The organism is Spirosoma areae, assembly GCF_054781775.1.
In genome coordinates, this window is the sequence record NZ_BAAGTT010000054.1 from 86,873 (window position 1) to 105,298 (window position 18,426).

The 18,426-nt window shown below is 50.9% G+C and carries 13 protein-coding genes; 9 read left to right on the forward strand and 4 right to left on the reverse strand.

What is annotated here, in order from left to right:
- The first annotated feature begins 101 nt into the window (after positions 1-101).
- From ACYVI1_RS30770 to rdgB, 4 genes are all read left to right on the forward strand, one after another.
- Positions 102-1,676: a tetratricopeptide repeat protein gene (locus ACYVI1_RS30770; protein WP_460915437.1), complete on the forward strand. Its 1,575-nt coding sequence runs from the start codon at positions 102-104 to the stop codon at positions 1,674-1,676.
- A gap of 88 nt (positions 1,677-1,764) precedes the next feature.
- Complete coding sequence (locus tag ACYVI1_RS30775) at positions 1,765-2,796, forward strand: DHH family phosphoesterase (RefSeq protein WP_460915438.1); 1,032 nt, start codon at positions 1,765-1,767, stop codon at positions 2,794-2,796.
- Between the two features lie 17 nt (positions 2,797-2,813).
- Positions 2,814-3,734 (forward strand): FKBP-type peptidyl-prolyl cis-trans isomerase, encoded by a 921-nt coding sequence (locus ACYVI1_RS30780; RefSeq protein ID WP_460915439.1) that lies wholly within the window; start codon positions 2,814-2,816, stop codon positions 3,732-3,734.
- Between the two features lie 111 nt (positions 3,735-3,845).
- Positions 3,846-4,445, forward strand: a complete 600-nt coding sequence (gene rdgB, locus ACYVI1_RS30785; RefSeq protein ID WP_460915440.1) for an RdgB/HAM1 family non-canonical purine NTP pyrophosphatase — start codon at positions 3,846-3,848, stop codon at positions 4,443-4,445.
- Positions 4,446-4,576: 131 nt separating this feature from the next.
- Here the strand turns inward: rdgB and ACYVI1_RS30790 are convergent, their stop codons facing one another.
- From ACYVI1_RS30790 to ACYVI1_RS30800, 3 genes are all read right to left on the reverse strand, one after another.
- Positions 4,577-6,697, reverse strand: a complete 2,121-nt coding sequence (locus ACYVI1_RS30790; protein WP_460915441.1) for a peptidylprolyl isomerase — start codon at positions 6,695-6,697, stop codon at positions 4,577-4,579.
- A 171-nt stretch (positions 6,698-6,868) separates the two neighbouring features.
- Positions 6,869-7,432: a sll1863 family stress response protein gene (locus ACYVI1_RS30795; RefSeq protein WP_460915442.1), complete on the reverse strand. Its 564-nt coding sequence runs from the start codon at positions 7,430-7,432 to the stop codon at positions 6,869-6,871.
- Positions 7,433-7,581: 149 nt separating this feature from the next.
- Positions 7,582-8,199, reverse strand: coding sequence for a thioredoxin family protein (locus tag ACYVI1_RS30800; protein WP_460915443.1), 618 nt, complete (start codon positions 8,197-8,199; stop codon positions 7,582-7,584).
- A gap of 192 nt (positions 8,200-8,391) precedes the next feature.
- Between ACYVI1_RS30800 and ACYVI1_RS30805 the strand changes: the two genes are divergently transcribed.
- The 5 genes from ACYVI1_RS30805 (at position 8,392) to ACYVI1_RS30825 (ending at position 15,215) form a co-directional block, all read left to right on the forward strand.
- On the forward strand, positions 8,392-9,009 hold the full coding sequence (locus tag ACYVI1_RS30805; protein WP_460915444.1) for a TetR/AcrR family transcriptional regulator: 618 nt from the start codon (positions 8,392-8,394) through the stop codon (positions 9,007-9,009).
- A 47-nt stretch (positions 9,010-9,056) separates the two neighbouring features.
- The gene (locus tag ACYVI1_RS30810) at positions 9,057-10,439 is read left to right on the forward strand and encodes a TolC family protein (protein ID WP_460915445.1); all 1,383 of its coding nucleotides are present in this window, start codon (positions 9,057-9,059) and stop codon (positions 10,437-10,439) included.
- A gap of 54 nt (positions 10,440-10,493) precedes the next feature.
- The gene (locus tag ACYVI1_RS30815) at positions 10,494-10,928 is read left to right on the forward strand and encodes a DUF3995 domain-containing protein (protein ID WP_460915446.1); all 435 of its coding nucleotides are present in this window, start codon (positions 10,494-10,496) and stop codon (positions 10,926-10,928) included.
- Complete coding sequence (locus ACYVI1_RS30820; protein WP_460915447.1) at positions 10,925-12,037, forward strand: efflux RND transporter periplasmic adaptor subunit; 1,113 nt, start codon at positions 10,925-10,927, stop codon at positions 12,035-12,037. Before ACYVI1_RS30815 ends, ACYVI1_RS30820 begins: the two co-directional genes overlap by 4 nt.
- 97 nt (positions 12,038-12,134) lie before the next feature.
- Positions 12,135-15,215: an efflux RND transporter permease subunit gene (locus tag ACYVI1_RS30825; protein ID WP_460915449.1), complete on the forward strand. Its 3,081-nt coding sequence runs from the start codon at positions 12,135-12,137 to the stop codon at positions 15,213-15,215.
- Between the two features lie 82 nt (positions 15,216-15,297).
- Here ACYVI1_RS30825 and ACYVI1_RS30830 read toward each other — a convergent pair whose 3' ends face one another.
- Positions 15,298-18,345 (reverse strand): endonuclease/exonuclease/phosphatase family protein, encoded by a 3,048-nt coding sequence (locus ACYVI1_RS30830; RefSeq protein ID WP_460915451.1) that lies wholly within the window; start codon positions 18,343-18,345, stop codon positions 15,298-15,300.
- Positions 18,346-18,426: the final 81 nt, after the last annotated feature.

An 18,426-nucleotide genomic window follows, 5' to 3' on the forward strand; every position in this document is an offset into this window, starting at 1 on the left:
TTCTAAATTCCCAATCTATTTCTGAACCCTCTTCTATGCGACCAGTCTACTGTTTCTTTTTGGTGTTACTTACCGGATGGAGTTATGGTCAAAAACAGTCTATGATTGACAGTTTGCTGACGGTTTTACCCCAGCAGACGGATACGGCCAAGACATTAACGTATGCTAAATTATGCTGGGAAATCGCCAAAACTGACCAGAGCCGGGCGCGGCAGTATGGTCAGGTCGGGCTGGCGTTGGCCCACAAATTGAACTATGGCCGGGGAGAAGTTGAAAACCTGCAAAAGATAGGGGTGAGCTACGGCCGGCAGGCTAATTATCCCGAAGCATTAACGTATTTTCTGAGAGCACTCCCCATTGCTGAAAAATTACCGAATAAGCCCCGATTAGCTCATTTATTAGAGAATATCGGGATGGTTTATACTACCCAAAAAGAATTTGCGAAAAGCCTTGCGTTCTATGACCGCGCTTTAGCACTTTATCAGCAGCAAGCCGATAAACTTGGTGCCGCCAACACGTATTATTGTTTAGGCGAAGTATATACCTATCTGAAGCAGTTTAAACGAGGGATGAACTCGTTTGAAAAAAGTCTGTCATTGTATGATCCCACACTGCAGCGGTTCGATTACGGAGCCAGCCTGAGCGGTATTGCCTGGGCGTTGCATCGGCAACACCGTTTCGCCGAAGCCATTCCTTACGACTTACAATGCCTGGAACTAATGGAAGCGGAGAATTTCCAGACGGGAATAGCAAATGCAGCAGATAGGCTGGCAATATCCTATTCGCAACAGGGCGACCATCAGCGAGCCGAGCAATATGGTTTACGGTCGTTAGCCGCTTGCCGGGCCGTTCATGACTGGAATCAGACAAAAAACACCGAGAAAACATTATTTCGAATTTATACAGCGTCGGGCAACCTCATCAAAGCAAACCAGCATTTCTCCGCCTTCGAGGCCGCTCAGGACTCCGTCTTTGGCCAACAGCGAAGTCAGGCTATCGCCGAGGTTGAAACGCGCTACCAAACCAAACTCAAAGACCAGCAGATTGCCGGACTGAACCAGAAAACGCAGTTGCAGCAATACCTGCTATGGGCAGGTGTGCTGGGCGGAATTTTGCTGCTGCTGGTGCTGGGATTACTGTATAACCGCTATCAACTTCGCGACAAGGAAAAAAGGGCGATTGAGCAGCAACATGGAGCCGAACGTGAACTCAGTCAGGCGCAACAGGAGAAATTACAGTTAGAACTTGACCTTAAGCACCGCGAATTAGCCAGCAATGCGCTCTTTGCCTATCAGAAAAACGAAATGCTCGGCGACCTGAAAGAACAGGTCGATGAGTTGCTGCTCGAACCCGACAAGCCCCAGAAACAAAAACTAAAAGCGATTCAGAAGTTTATCCAGAGCAACCTGCACTTTGAAGCCGACTGGGATGGGTTTAAACTCCACTTCGAGCAGGTCCATCCGCGCTTTTTTGAGAAATTACAAACGAACTTCCCCGATTTGACACCGAACGAACTGAAACTATGCGCCTACACCCGCATAAATTTGTCGAACAAGGAAATTGCCCGGTTGCTCAACATCAACAGCTCGAGCGTTGAAATGGCGCGGTATCGCATGAAAAAGAAGGTGGGCTTAGAGGGCCAGGCTACGATCAACGACTTCATCCAGACCATCTGACTCGCCCAGGCGCCCGGTTGGCGGCAATCCCTGCTTTCGGAAATTATTCGTACTTTTGAGTTTCGATTATGGCTTCGGCCATTTACATATGCTAGACATTGAAGCGATTGGCGCGGTTATTGGACAATGGCCGGGTAGTTCCGCGCAAACCGTGCTGATTACGACTCACCAGAATCCCGATGCCGATGCAATGGGTTCATCGCTGGGGCTGGCGGGCTACCTTCGCAAAAAAGGACACCGAGTGACCGTTGTTACACCAACCGATTACCCACAAAACCTGCACTGGATGTCGGGTAACGACGACGTAGTTGCCTTCGACGAGAAAATACGCGTGTCCATAAATCAGTTGTTTGAACAGGCCGACGTCATCTTTTGTCTCGATTTTTCGAGCCTCGACCGCATCCGTGAACTCGCGCCCATGGTGCGGCAGTCCCGCGCCCGTAAAATACTGATTGACCACCACCTTGAACCCGAATCATTTGCCGATTTGGCGTTATGGGACGCTGGTGCGGCTGCTACGGCCGAACTGGTTTTCCGGCTCATTGTGGAGATGGGCGACAAACACCTCATTGATGGTTCGATTGCCGAGTGTTTGTATTCAGGCCTGATGACGGATACGGGCTCATTTCGCCACTCGAATACAACGGGCAATGTTCACCGAATAGCGGCTGATTTAGTCGACCTAAACATCGACGTGAGCAGCATTCACCGGCGTATTTTCGACAACGTATCGCTCGATAAATTCCGGTTGCTGGGCTACGTACTGAACGATAAACTAAAAGTTTTACCTGAATTCAGGTTCGCCTACATTACTTTAACCGATGCGGAGTTGAAACGGTATCGCTCAAAAACCGGCGATACGGAAGGCATGGTCAATTATGCGCTGGCCGTGGAAGGCGTTGTGGTGGCAGCCATTTTGATTGACAGAAACGACGAAATCCGGATTTCCTTCCGCTCAGTCGGTAACTTTTCGGTACGCGATTTAGCCAGTAAACACTTCGATGGCGGAGGCCATCGAAATGCCGCTGGCGGCCGGTCGAAACGCTCATTGGCCGAAACGGAGCAGAAATTATTAACCATTTTGCCGCAGTACCAGCAACAGTTGCTGGAAACAGTATAATCAACTAACAATCTCTCATGTCTCTTAAACATTTCGGGAAAGCCGCTTTACTCGTCGCTGTGGTAGCGGCCTGCGGTAAAAACCGCGTACAGGTAACGGATAACGGCCTGAAGTATCAACTTCACGAGCAAGCAGAAAGTGCGCGTAAGGGTAAAGTTGGCGACATTATGACGCTGCACCTTACGCTGATGAACAACAAAGATTCAATTCTGCGCGATACCCACAAAGAAGGTGCGCCCTTCCAGATGCTGCTACAGGTGCCCCCGTTTAAAGGTTCCTACGAGGAAGGGCTAACCATGCTCGGCAAAGGCGACAGCGCTACCTTCTACGTTAGTGCCGACTCGCTCTTTACGAAGGCCATGCAACCTCTGCCGCCGGGCGTTCTGAAAGGAACTGACATTGGCATTGCCGTAAAAGTTCTGAATGTGCAGTCAGAAGAAGAGTACAAGAAAACGCAGGCGGCTGATTTTGAAAAACAAAAGGGCGTTGACGTAAAAGTTATCGAAAACTACGTGGCAAAGAACGGGATGGCCGGTAAAGCACAGAAGACCGAGTCAGGCGTTTATTATGTAATAACGCAGCCGGGGAGCGGTCCTGCACCCAATCGGGGCGATGTTGTATCTGTACACTACACCGGTAAACTGCTAAATGGCAAAGTGTTTGACAGTTCACGCACGAATCCACAGGCGGGAGGTAAACCGGCTCAGTTTCAACTTGGCGTTGGCATGGTGATTCCGGGCTGGGAGGAAGGGGTCAGTAAATTACACAAGGGTGAAAAAGCTACACTGATTATTCCATCGACATTGGCCTACGGACCACGCGGCAATCCGTCAATTCCACCCAATTCGGTGCTTCTGTTCGATATTGAGTTGATGGATATTCAGAAAGGGCAACCCGGTCAGATGGGGCAACCTGGGATGCCACAGCCGGGCCGCTAAGCTTTTTACAACAGGAATCTTCCTGGTCTTTTCAGGTTCCTTTCTTTTGGACGTTAAATATCCATTCGAGCCGTTTGCAGTTATCGCTGTAAACGGCTTTTTTTGTCTTATATGAAACTGTGCTTTGCGACCAACAACCAACATAAATTAGCCGAAGTTGCGGCCCGGCTTGGTAACGCTTTCACCCTCAAAACGCTTCGCGACATCGGCTGCACCGACGAACTGCCCGAAACATCGGGTACTATTGCCGGTAATTCACGCCAGAAAGCCGGTTACGTCTGGACGCACTTTGGCGTGTCGTGCTTTGCCGACGATTCAGGACTTGAAGTTGCTGCACTCAACGGCGAGCCGGGTGTCGATTCAGCCTTTTATGCAGGCAGCCGGGATGCGGCAAAAAATATTCAGAAACTATTGGTTAATCTGGCCGATAAGCCCACTCGTAAAGCCCGATTTATTACTGTTTTTACCCTGGTATTACACGCAGTGGAACACCAGTTTGAGGGCATAATCGACGGTCAAATTATCCTGGAACCACGCGGGATAGGCGGCTTTGGCTACGACCCTATTTTTCAACCGGATGGCTACGACCGCACGTTTGCCGAAATGAGCATCGAAGAAAAAAATAGGATAAGTCATCGGGCGCAGGCATTGGCGAAGATGATCGTTTATCTGGAGCATAATTTTGTCATTCCGACGAAGGAGGATTCTTAAAACATCCTTATTCATACGTCAAGAAAATTTAAGATTCCTCCTTCGTCGGAATGACAAAATAAATTAACAAAAAAGCCCTCGGCTGCTTATAAGCAGCCGAGGGCTTTTTTAAATAACCCTAAAACGCACTATCAATAAAACTTAGCCCGGCGGTCCTCTACTTTAGCGGCTTCTTTGATGGCTTCGTTAATATAGAAACCTACGCGCGACGTGTTGTTTTGCTGAAGCTGCGTTTTATACAGTGCATAATCAGCAACAGCCGGAGCAGGCGTCAACGCAACGGTCTCCATCACTAGCACACCACCTTCGCCAGCAAAGGGCTTCGAGCGTTTGCCGGGTTTCAGCCCAAACGATTTTCCAAGAGCGACCGGGTCAACACCGGCACTACGCAGGAAGCCTGTTGCCAGGTTTACATCGTCAACCGTTTCGACCAGTGCGCCGGCGCCATACTTCTGCGCCATGACTTCCAGCGAGCCACTGGCATTCCCAAGTTTGCTGATAATTTGTTCGCCCTTCTGCTGGTTCCGTACTTTGGTCGTCAACTCCGTGCGGTAGTCATTTACCTCCACCTTGTCTTTGCTGGTCTTGTTAGTCAGTACCGAAATCACATACTGATCGCCTACCTCAATTGGCTCAGATACGGCATTCAGGTCGGTTTTGTCATCGAACGCCCACCGAACAATTTGCCGAACTTCGGAACCCGTCAGTGCATTAATTTGATTGGCGCCTTCAGCAATCCGTTCAGCCGTAGCAACAACCAATGATTTATCTTCTTTTACTTTCGCGTCGAATGCTTCTTTTGTCCGAACATCCGAAGCAAACTGATCTGCTTTCCGCAGCGCTTCATCGCGGGTAGTCTGACTGGGCGCAATTGATTTACCAATAGCCGCAATGCGGTACAGAACATTCGTTTTTGGCTGAGTTACCTTGATAATATGATAGCCATATTCCGTTTCGATCAGGCGCGGAATCAGGCCCGCCGAGGCAGCACCGAACACGGCCGCTTCAAACGGCTTTACCATTTGCCCATTGTTCTTGAAATAGCCGAGGTCACCACCAACTGACCGCGAACCATCGTCGCTGTTGGTCTGTGCCAGAGCCTCAAAACTGGCCCCACCCTGAATCTGCTTCAGGATACCCTCGGCCCGGCGACGGGCGTCGGCTTTGGCAGAATCGGCCAACCCTTTTGTTTGAATCAGGATGTGGCTGGCGCGGGCCGTGAAACTGGTATCTTTCTTTGTTCCGCCGTATTTATAAATGAAATACGTGTTGCCTTCGCGGAAGGGTCCGTAGATTCCACCCGGTGAGAACGTTGGAATAGATGCCCGAAGTTGTTCCGGCATTTCACCGGCTGTGAGGTAGAGCGGCACCCGAACGTCGCTGTTTTGCTGGGCAAACGTCGAATCGTTTTTGGCCGCGCCCAACCCACGCGCCAGCGTTTTGATTTCAGTATAAAGCGTGGCGCTGTCTTCTTTGGAAGGAGCCACCGAGAAGGTCACGTACTGAATCGAACGGCTGTCGGTGCCCGGATACTCGTCTTTGTGCTTGTCCAGATAATCCTGCAACTGCGAGTCCGTTACTTTCACCGTCGTGTCGTTGATGGTGTAGTAGGGCACAAACAGGAATTTGACGTTGGCTTTCGCGTTTTGTGCCTGATATTCCTTCTGCGCTTCGGCCGTTGTGGCAAACACCGACAGCCGCATCAGTCCTTCGTATTTATCACGCAACCGGTCAGAGCTAAGATTTTTCTCGAAGCTTGTCCAGGCTGCCTGCTGCTGGGCTGGCAGATTCTTCAACCCTTTGAGGTAGCTGATAATTGAGCTTTTATCGAATACACCCGTTTGGGGGTTCGTAAACGCCTGCCGAACAGAGGGGCTAATGTTATTCCCCTGCACCATGTCTACCAGTTCTTCGGGCGAGACTTTAAGACCAAGTTTGTCGAACTCTTTCTGATAAGCAATCTCGAACAGCATCTGATTCCAGGCTTGCTCGCGAATTTGCGCCAACTCCTGATCGGCGGGAGGCCGACCGGTTTGCTGCTCATACTGCACCCGGAGTTCATCCACTTTAGCATTGAACTGCTGGTAATCAATGGATTGCCCGGAAATCTCCCCGACTTTCTGCTGGTTTCCGCCGAATAGCAAACTACGGCCACCGAGCAAATCACCACCCACAATGAACAGAATTAAGCTAACGGCAATAATACCCACGGCTAATCCTGAACGTTCTCTGATCTTATTAATGACAGACATCTCGCTTTTAACAATCAATTTAGCCCGCAAAATAACAATTTTCCTCGCTGGAATCCAAGTAGTCGCAGTATATCTCTCCTCACTTTTGAGGAGAAGGTTCTACAGCTACCTAACAAAAAAAGTGCCGACATTCCGATGAAGGCCGGCACTTTTTGTTAACGCCACACTTAATCAGTTCGGGTCATCTTTACCGTCCGGATCAATTTTATCTTCGGCTTTGTCAAAAGCCTTCCCAATACTTTTACCAGCCTGCTTAAAGCCGGATTTTACATCTTTCCAGGCAGCCGCCGTTGCATTTTGTGCCTTGTCAATATCGTTGCCAAGCTCTTTACGTTCCGTTTCAAGTTCGGCCAATTGCTCTTTCGACTTAGCCTTTGCATTTGCGCCCTGACGCTTCATGTCAGCCTGCAATGCATCGATTTTAGCGTCTAATTTATCTTTTTGCACCTTCATATTCGCCACAGCTTCATCGCGTTCGCGTTTGAAATCGGCGGCCATTTCGTCTGATTTAGCTTCCGCTTTGTCCCCAGCTTCGTTCATGTCCTCTCTGGCTTCAGCGGTTGCGTCTTTCGCATCGGCCTCAACCGCGTCGCCAGTTTTTTCGAGCGCATCCTCCGTGCGCGATTCATTCTTGTTGTCTGAACCGCAGGCCTGTAACAGGGCCAGCGATGCCACCAGCATCAGGGTACCGGCAACGTGTTTAATCCGAGTCAACATCAATACGGACTTTTTCATGATAGTTCTGTGTAGTTTGATTACAGTAACTATTTGTCAAACGGTGTGCCAGAAAAAAAGGAGGAAGGGAGGAGAGGAAAGGAAAAGGGATAGCCGATAACGCTTTCCTGTCTCCTTTTCTCCCTTCGCCCTTCCTCCTTTTTTACCGCTTACTTCCATTTAATAGCGCAACCAATGGGTTTAGTAAACGGCGACTGCACAGGTCGTCCGGCCAGCAGGCTATTAACTGCTTCCTCAACGTATCGGCGCTGAACCCCGGTGTTATTCTGTGGATTGTCGTCAATGGTACCGGCATATTCCAGAATAAACTGCCCACCCGTTTGCTTCAGCACATATACTTCAGGGGTGCGGGTAGCCCCAAAAGCACGAGCCACTGTTTGCATTTCGTCCAGGACGTAGGTAAACGGATAGCTTTTGTCGCGGGCACGGGTTTTCATGTTCTCGAATGAATCGTCTTCATAGGCCGTCGGGTCGTTGGGCATGATGGCTAATACTGGATAGCCCTGCGAGGCATATTTTTGGTCTAATGCAATCAAACGGCTTTCATACGCTTTGGCAAAAGGGCAGTGATTGCTCATAAAAGCGACAACCAGCCCCTTCTGGGCGCGGTAATCAGTTAGTGAAACCTGACGGCCATCTACACTCTTCAGCCGAAAATCGGCTACGGCATCACCGAGGTTATATCGCCCGGCGTTCTGGGCGTCAACAGATTGAGCCAGTGTCAGTACCAGCAACCCGGCTAATGACCAGCCCCTGTTTTTTTTCATGATGAATTTTCTGAACATATCGCTATTGGATAACAAACGTAACGGAAAGATTAATCACTCGTTGGACCAGACTGATTTTCCTGAACTGTTGAGCAGGTGAAGTCCTCATCTGCTCAACAGTAAAAAATATAGTAAACGGTACTTGTTTACTAAACAGTGTTCATTATATTTGCATCATTAATTTATAGAGCAATGGGAATAATCGAGCGGAAGGAACGGGAACGGGAAGAAATGCGGAAGTTGATTCTGGATGCAGCGCAGAAATTATTTTTAACAAATGGTTTCGAGAAAGTTAGCATTCGCAACATTGCCGACGAAATCGAGTATAGCCCGGCTACCATCTATCTGTATTATAAGGACAAAAACGACCTCTTTTTTGCTCTGCATCAGGCCGCATTCACAAAATTAATTGACGAGTTTGCCCCTATTGCTCATATAGAGCAACCGATGGACAAGCTCATTAAAATGGGGCGTCTGTATCTGCAGTTTGCGTTTGATAATCCAGAGCTATACGACCTGATGTTTATTATGACGGCCCCCATTGACACACTCGATTGCCGCGAAGACGTTTGGGAGGATGGTCACCACGCTTTCGGTATTTTACAACAGGTGGTTCGGGCCTGCATTGATACGGGCGATATCAAACATACTGACGCTGAACGGGCTGCTCTGATGATTTGGAGTACAGTTCATGGTCTGGCGGCTCTGCTCCTGCGCCGACGATTGAGCATGTTTGGTGAGGGTCAACATGAAACAATCATAGATGAGGTCTTCACCCTGTTTGTCGATACCATAAAGAAAGGGCTGTAATTTTTTTGACTAAGCACTAAACACTGTTCATTAACTAATAAATGATTATGAACTTTATTCGCAACCATATCCGCTATTGGATTCTCCTGTTTCCCTTAGCAACAACGGCACAACCTGTACCAACGGGGCAATCAGCTATTCTGGAGAACTATATTCGGGAGGGCTTAGCCAACAACCTCGCCCTTCGGCAGGAATCACTCGAAATCAGCCGGGTAACGGAGTCGCTCAATCAGGCAAAATCGCTCTTCTATCCACGTATTACTTTCAACCCAACCTATTCGCTGGCGGCTGGCGGTCGGCGGCTGGAGTTCCCCGTGGGCGATTTGCTTAATCCGGCCTACAAAACGCTCAACCAGCTTACCGGCTCCGACCGGTTCCCGACAAACATCGAGAACGTGAACCAGTTGCTGGCTCCCAATAATTTTCACGACACTAAATTCAGTGTTAACTACGCTATTTTCAACACAGACGTTCAATACAACTACCTCATTCAGAAACAATTAGTGTCAGCCCAGGCAGCGCGCAAGCGCGTTATCGAAAACGAACTCCGCTACAACATTGCCACCGCCTATTACCAATACCTGCAAACCCTCGATGCGATTCGCATCTTTGAGAACTCCCGCAAGGTGTTGAGCGAACTGACCCGGCTGAATGAGAAATTGGTCAGCAATAACGTAGCCACAAAAGAGGTCGTCACCTCGGCGCGCTATGAGGTCAGTAAGATTGACCAGCAACTCGCTGTTGCCGAAAAAAATCGCGAAACAGCCCGTGCCTACATCAATTTCCTGCTCAACCGCGACCTGACGGCATCGGTGGACGTGGACTCATCGCTGACGAAAATCTTACCTGAATCGAAAGAGAACCTGATCGATTTGCAACAGACTGCTCTGCGCGGTCGGCAGGAGTTAGCGCAACTGAATGGTTCCCTGGAAGCCTCCCGAACAGCAGTGAAACTGAATGAAGCAAATGCCAAACTGCCGAACGTGTATGTAGGAGCCAACGCGGGTTTTCAGGGTTTCGGCTACACCTTTAAGAATCAGGCGTATGTGGTGGCCCAACTCGGTTTGCAGTGGGATTTATTCAAAGGCTATGAAAAACGCTCGAAAATCCAGCAGGCTAAAATCCAGACCGAAACCCTTCAGACACGGCTAACCGAGGTGCAGCGGCAGATTCAGTTGCAGGTCTTGCAGGCTTACTACGATCTCGACGCAGCCACCGAAAGCTTAGCAGCCACGCAAAGCGGCATGCTCAACGCCGACCAGACATTTCGGGTTGTCGACAGCAAATACCGCAATGGGCAGTCGTTGCTGATCGAGTTTCTGCGCTACCAGAACGACCGGCAAACGGCGCAGTTCCAGCACTCGCTGGCCCGGATGGATATACTTGTCAAACGTGCCGCCCTCGACCGGGCAGTGGCGGTTGGGCAGTAGGTGTTAGCGATAGCCTACTGCTTTAGCTGTGGGCTAATAAATATCCTCTAACCGATGATACCAGCATTTATCAACTTCGCCATTTTACTGCTAATCAGCGGCATCCATACCTACTGGGGGCTTGGCGGCAACTGGGGCGCTCAGGCGGCACTGCCCCAACGAAGCGGTACGGCAGTCAGGCAACCGGGTCGGGGACTAACGCTGGTTGTAGCTGTTATTTTTGGAACGATGAGTCTGTTTTACCTGTATAAAATTGGTCGGCTGGCTGGGGTCGATTCGTTCGTGCCGGGCTGGTTAAGTCAGTATGGCCTTTGGTTGCTGGCCGGTATTTTTCTCCTGCGGGCCATCGGCGATTTTCGGTATGTCGGCTTTTCCAAGCGAGTCCGAAACAGCCGCTTTGCCGACTTAGACACCAAATTTTATTCGCCCCTGTGTCTGTTGCTTAGTCTTAACACGCTTCTGCTCATTTCTTTCCTGTCAAAATTATGAAAGCACTACACATCCTTCTATCTCTATTCCTTGCCGTTGCGCTGTGGGCGTGCGGCAGCAAAGCCGACAATGGAACCACCGAACGCGGCCCGACCGAAAAAACAACGGTGGCTGCCGAAGTCCAGTCCGACATATCGGTTGTACCCATCAAACTCGCACCCATAAGCACGGTTGTGCGGGCAGAGCCGATTGCAGCTTCGGGGTTGGTGTCGTCGGCGCAGGAAGCCCGACTGTCGTTCAAAGTTGGCGGCATCATCGACCGCCTGTTTGTTGAAGAAGGCCAGTCCGTTCGCCGGGGGCAACTCTTAGCCACACTCGACCTCACCGAAATCAACGCCCAGGTGAGCCAGGCCCAACTCGCCAACGAAAAAGCCGAACGCGATTTTGGCCGGGTTCAACGCCTTTATGCCGATACGGCTGCCACGCTCGAACAACTCCAGAACGCTACGACCGGCACCAGCGTGGCGAAGCAAAGCCTAACCATAGCACAGTTTAACCGCAGCTACGCCCAAATCCGCTCGACGGTAGACGGGACCGTGACGCGCAAGGTTGCCAATGCAGGCGAATACATTGCGCCGGGCGCATCGGTTTACCTGATTTCGTCGAACCGCCGAAGCGACTGGGTTGTGCGCGTGGGCGTGTCCGACAAAGACTGGGCAAGGCTTCGGCTGGGCAACCGGGCCAGCATCCTCCTCGACGCATACCCTAACCGCACATTTAACGGCACTATCAGCGAACTGGCACAGGCCGCCGACCCGACCAATAAATTGTATGAAGTGGAGGTAAAAATCAATCCCGGTGCCGATGGCGCGGTGAAGTTCGCTCCCGGTCTATTTGCCAAAGTAACGATTGTGCCAGCACAGAGTCGCTCATACACCCTTGTGCCCGTCGAAGCAATTGTGGAAGGGAATGGTAAAGACGGCTTCGTGTATGTATTAGCCGACGATAACCGGGGCGCCGGACCATTGCGTGTTCGCAAAACACCGGTGCAAATTGGTTTTTTAGACGGCAATAAAGTTTTGTTGACCAATGGGTTAGCGGGTGTAAAGAATGTCGTTACGGCAGGGTCGGCGTTTCTGACTGAAGAATCAAGCGTAGTTGTGAAATAACCATTTAAACACGGAGAACACAGAATAAAAGCGCAGAGAAACACGGAGACCTCGGTTATCTCCGTGAAGCCCTCAGTGCCCTCTGTGTTTAAAAAACATGAACTTATCCGAATTTTCCGTCAAAAACTGGCAGTTTATGCTGGTGCTGTTTCTGGGTGTAGCCGCCCTCGGCATTAACTCGCTGCTGAACATGCCCCGGGGCGAAGACCCCGAATTTACGGCGCCCGAATTCGCCGTAGCCGTTGTATATCCCGGCACCGATGCCCTCGATATGGAGGAACTGGTCGTTGACCCGGCTGAAAAACGCTTCAACGAACTCGACAACATCAAACACGTCATTACCAGCGTTGATGATGGGCTGGCAGTGTTTCGGGTGTCGTATGAATATGGCCAGGACCCCGACGAAAAATACCAGGAAATGGTGCGCGAAGTAGGCGCTCTGCGGAATGAACTGCCCTCCGATGTATTCAAGATAAACATCATCAAATTTTCCCCTTCCGATGTGAACATCGTGCAGGTAGCCCTGCAGTCGGAGGTAGCTTCGGATAAGGAGTTAGGCAACTACGCCGAGGAACTGACCAAACGCCTTGAGAAAATTACCAGCCTGAAAAACGTGCAGGACTGGGGCACGTCGGCGGGGGTAGTTCGGGTGTCGCTCAACATCGAAAAAATGGCGCAGGAAGGCATTCCAACCAACCGCGTTGTGGGCGCACTACAGGCCGAAAATGCCAACATTCCGGGCGGCAGTATTCAGGTTGGCTCGCGTAAGTTCAACGTCAAAACAGCAGGTGATTACCAGTCGCTCGATGAAATCAGGAATACGATTGTCTCCAGCAATGGGCAGAAAATCATTCACCTGCGCGACATTGCCGATGTTGACTACAACCTCGAAGACGAAACCCACATTACGCGGTTAGATGGCCATCGGGCCGTACTCGTAACGGCCAGTCAGAAAATCGGTGAGAACATCGACAAGGTAGGCAAGAAGATTAACCCGGTCATTGAGAACTTCGCTAAAACACTGCCGCCCCATATCAAATTGGTCAAGAATTTCGACCAGGCTGCCAGCGTTGGTAAACGATTAAATCATTTTGCGCTTGATTTCGCCATTGCCATTTTATTAGTCTCGCTGACCTTGCTGCCATTAGGTTTCCGGGCGGCTATCGTGGTCATGATTTCGATTCCGCTCTCGTTGGCCATTGGCCTCTCGTTGCTCAACGCCTTCGGCTACAGTATCAATCAGTTGAGTATTGTGGGGCTGATTGTCGCGCTGGGGATTCTGGTAGACGACAGTATTGTGGTAGTCGAAAACATCGAGCGGTATCTGCGCGAAGGGTATTCCAAAAAAGAAGCCGCTATCCGGGCTACCAGTCAGATTACATTGGCCGTTATTGGTTGCACCGTCACGCTGATTCTGGCGTTTATGCCGCTGCTGTTCCTGCCCGAAGCATCCGGCGACTTCATCCGCTCACTGCCGATGGCGGTCGTGACAACCATACTGGCCTCCCTTTTGGTGTCGCTCACCATCGTACCGTTCTTATCGAGCCGGATTCTGAAGCACAGCCATAACCCCGAAGGGAACATCTTTTTGCGTGCGCTGAAAAAACTCATCAGCGGGTCATACAGTAAGTTACTGAATGTGGCGCTTAACCGCCCGGCCATTACGTTACTGGTGGCGCTTGCTATTTTTGGCGGTGCGCTTTCGCTGGCGGGCAAGGTCGGATTCGGCCTGTTCCCGGCCTCTGAAAAGCCGCAGTTTCTGATTAACATCGAAACCCCCGATGGCAGCAGCCTGAGCGAGACAAACCGCGTAGCCCGCTATGTCGATAGCCAACTTAAGCGCGACCCGGCCATTAAGCACTTTACCACTAACGTTGGCCGGGGAACACCCCGCATTTATTACAACATTATTCAACGCAACGAATCAGCCAATTTTTCGCAGTTTTTTGTGCAGTTGAACGATGTTGAACCCGCCGAAAAAAGGGCCATGATTGATAAATACCGGGAGAAATTCGCCCTCTACCCGAATGCCAAAATTGAGGTGAAAGATTTTGAGCAGGGACCCGCTCAGGACGCCCCTGTTGCCATCCGGGTATTTGGTGAGAATTTGGACACGCTGCGAACCGTTGCGGCCCGCGTGGAAACTATTCTAAAGCAAACGCCCGGCACCATTTACGTGAACAACCCGTTGGCTAACCGCAAAACCGACCTCCGTATCAAGATTAATAAAGAGAAAGCGGGTTTGCTGGGCCTGTCTATCGCCGACATCAACCGCACCATCCGGCTGGCCATTGCGGGCCTGAACGTGGGCACCTTCAAAGCCCCTAACGATGACGATGACTACACGATTAATGTCACCCTGCCGAAAGGTCGCACGGCTGACCAATCCGTACTAAATAACCTGTATGTCAACACCGTAACGGGGGGAGCCGTACCGCTGCGGCAAGTAGCTGACATAGAATTTGAAACGGGCACAAACCTTATCCGCCACTACGATAAAGACCGCTTTGTTACGGTAACGGCCTTCGTTAAAACGGGTTATCTGGTGGACAATGTGTATACCGAAGTACTGCAAAAATTAGATGCCATGAAGTTTTCGAACGGTTTTCGATACGGGGCCGCCGGAGAACTCGAAAGCCGCGAGCAATCATTCGGTGGATTAGGGACGATTATTCTGATTACGGTTTTCGGTTTTCTGGCCGTGCTGATTCTGGAGTTCGGCACCATCAAAAGCACACTGATTGTGCTGTCGGTCATCCCACTGGGCATTATTGGCGCCATTGCCGCGCTACTAATAACGGGTAATCCGTTTTCATTCGTGGCCATCATCGGCCTGATCGCCCTGATTGGTATTGAAGTTAAAAACTCGATTCTGTTAGTCGATTTCACCAATCACCTGCGCGAAGAAGGGATGCCGCTGGTCGAAGCCATCAAAGAAGCGGGCGAAGTTCGATTCGTACCTATTGTACTGACATCTTTAACGGCCATTGGCGGCCTGATGCCGCTGGCCCTGGAAGGCAACCCGCTCTATTCGCCCTTAGCCTGGGTGCTCATTGGGGGCCTGATTTCCAGCACGTTACTTTCCCGAATTGTCACGCCGGTGCTCTATAAACTGCTGCCGCCGAAGGTAGACGTGAAAGCGGTGAGCGTGGAGGAGCCGGAACCTGCCTTAGCCTGAAAATCTCGCTAACAGGCAACCATAAAAGAAGCCGGGGATTGAGCGTTATGCTGCTCAATCCCCGGCTTTTGTTTTCTCTCAATTACCGAACAATCACCTTTTGAACAAGTCGGGTTTTGTCTGTTTCGGCACGGAAGAAATAAACGCCGGGCAGAAGAGCTTGCCCTGGAATAAACGTCAGTACCCCATTGGTTTCGATTGGTGCTTTTAGTGATAGTTCGCGCCCGGTGAGCGTTGTGAGGTGGTAAGTAGCGTTGGGCAGGTTACGGACAGCTATCCGAATAAGCTGGTTATCGGTTGGATTACCCAGCAGTTCAAAAGCCGGGGTTAAGTTGTCGAGCACCACCGATACAATTGTTGAATAGGTCGTTTTTCCATCAAGGTCAACCTGTTTTAATCGGTAATAGCTCGTTCCACGCAGCGGATTTTCATCCAGTAACCCATACGTTTTCAGACTCTGGGCGTCGCCCGCAGCCGTTACCCGGCCAATAGCACTAAACTCCCGCGCGTTGGGGCTGCGCTCAACATCAAAATAAGCGCTGTTTGTTTCACTGGACGTTGTCCAGGATACAGCAACGTTCTCCCCCACCACTTTGACTCCGAACGACGCCAACTGAACGGGCAGCGCGCTGGCCAAATTAAACCGGGCAAAGGTTGGGTAATGGTCGGAGGTTGTTGTTGCATAGTTGACAATACCGGGCCGCACCGAGGCTGCTGAACCAGCCACATAAGCCGGAGCCAGTTCGTTCGATACGGTTATGTGGTCGATGGCGTCGGCAAAATTGGCATCGGTATTGCAACTGTTGCTGCTGAGTTCTTTTGACACGATGGTGTAGTTCGCATCGGTGGCAAAGTTGGCATAGGACGACGGGTTACCTGCTGCAATCGACTGGTCGACATCATCGTTGTAATCGCCGGCCAGCATCAGGTTCGCATTGCCATAATTCGCATCTAATTCAGCTTTCAGATCGATAATATCCTGTTTTCTGCGGTCGTAATCTTCCTGCGCCGAACCCGATTTCGCATGAATATCAATGATGTATACCTTGCGGGTTTGCCCGTTGACTGTTACATTGGCGACAAACAAATACGGCAACCGGCCCGATGCCCAGGCGCTGCTGCGGGGAGTGCCAGTGTAATTATACTTGGTAGCCAGCAGTGGTTTACTCTCGGCAGCAACTATAGAGACAACACTGGTTTTATACATCACGCAAACCTTCTGGTTAATGGCCGTCGGGTTAAACCCCTGCGGGTTTCCGTTTGCATCGCATAAATCCTGAAAGAAGTACGACGTATACTGCTCGGAGCAACTCAGGGCATAGCCTGGTGGAGTATTCTGCACCAGCCGATTCTGGTCGCTCACCTCCTGCAATACGTAAATATCCGCGTTGAAGGCATCCATCACACTCCTGACGTTCTGCGCCTGAAGAACTTCGTTCGTTGGTCCATTGTCGGCATACGTCCTCGAACCGTTGGTGCAGGTGTAGCTGCCGCCATCGAAGCCGTACCATTCGAGATTCCAGCTTACTACGCTTAGTGTCTGGTCATTATCACTAATATCCCGTCCATTGGGGCAGGTTATGGTAGTTGGCAGCGGAGGCTGAGCATCGGAACCGGGAATATCGAACTTCGCACGGGGATTGAGTTGCACCACATTTTTCGACATGTCGGTTGCGATGAACCGCTCCGAAATACCCGTTGCCGACAGCGGAACCGTAGGCCGGGTAGCGCCAACCAGATCACTGGCGCTCGACACAAACAACTCGCCGGTTCCATCGCTGGTGGTAAGCGGGTACGTACCTGCCGAACCGCCCTGAAACGTTCCACCCGAACCGCCGATGGTAGCATTCTGAATCGTGACTAACTGACCTTCATACGTAGCCAGTTGATTAATTGTAACCGTCTGGGGCGTAACGGGCTGATTGCTATTATCTACTTTCGAGAAGGCAGTGACTCCGTTGATTTCCTTTTTGCCCTGGAAAAGGGCGACTGGGCCGGTTATCTGCACCAGGTCGCCGAGTTGAACCTGATTACCATAGCTGATGTTCGGGTCGTAAACAGCGATTCCGCCGGTAGCATCCTGTATATAAAATAGTTTACCGCCAAATTGGGTGCTCACCGTTACCCGCCCCTGAATGGTAACGGTTGTGCCAACCTGTCCCCGCGCCGTTCCGATGGGCGTTGGCACGTTGGCCGGATCAACAGTGCCACTAACGGCTACAGTCTGCGTAGTAGCTCCAGCGCTGGCATTGGTGATGTTGCCGGTAAGTGTACCGCTGCCAGCACCCGTCAGCCGGACACTAACTGACGTGTTCGGCACGCTCCCACCCGACTGCGGTAGTGTCTGCGTAGCCGCATAGCTTGCCCCATTGTCTTTGCTAATCTCATAACCCGCTGGCGCTATTACGGTAATATCGGTTGTCAGGTTTGCACCAGAAACCGTATAGGATTTAGCTGTCGAAGGTGTGCCGGGGATGGTAGTAAAATTAGTGAGTGCCGCGGGATTGATGGAGATCAGGGGCGCACTCGAATTAACGGGTGCAACGGTACCACTTAGCGTTATGTTATCGAATCGCCAGGTTCCGGCTGCGCCACTGGCCCCATAGCCATAGATGCGAAAGGTAACAGGCGCACTTAGGTTCTGAAAACCCGTAGTTGCGCTCAACGACACGACACGGGTTGTAAACGAGCCATTCGACGTAGGCGAGGTTGTTGAAGAGGGTGTCGTGTTCAGATCAGCGGCAAAGTTATCCAGACTTGAGCGCAACGACCAGGTGGTTGGCCCCGTACCCGAGCGTTGCTCATCGAAGGCAAGCTGGGTTAAGGTCATTGTGTAACTGGCCGCCGGACTCAGGCTCACCTGAACGTACTTGTTGGCATCGAAGCTGGGCACGTTCCAGCCCGATCCCGAAAATGCCTTCCCCGCTGCGGGATTGCCCTGCGGATAGGTTGGCCCGGTAACGCCCGACCCAATGGTTGCGTTTGTTGCCGAAACATTCGTGATAACGGTGGGTGGCCCAGGCAGTGAATTATCAAAATTCCACTGGGCTAATGTCGTCTGGGCATAAGACGAAGCGGCCACCGCCCACAAAAGCAGGCTGGCTACGGTAACCTGTAAAAATCGGTTCATACGAGTCGGTGTTGAGTATGATTTACTAAATGAGTAATCAAAGATAAATCCAGAATAATTAAGCCAATATTAAGTCTGGAA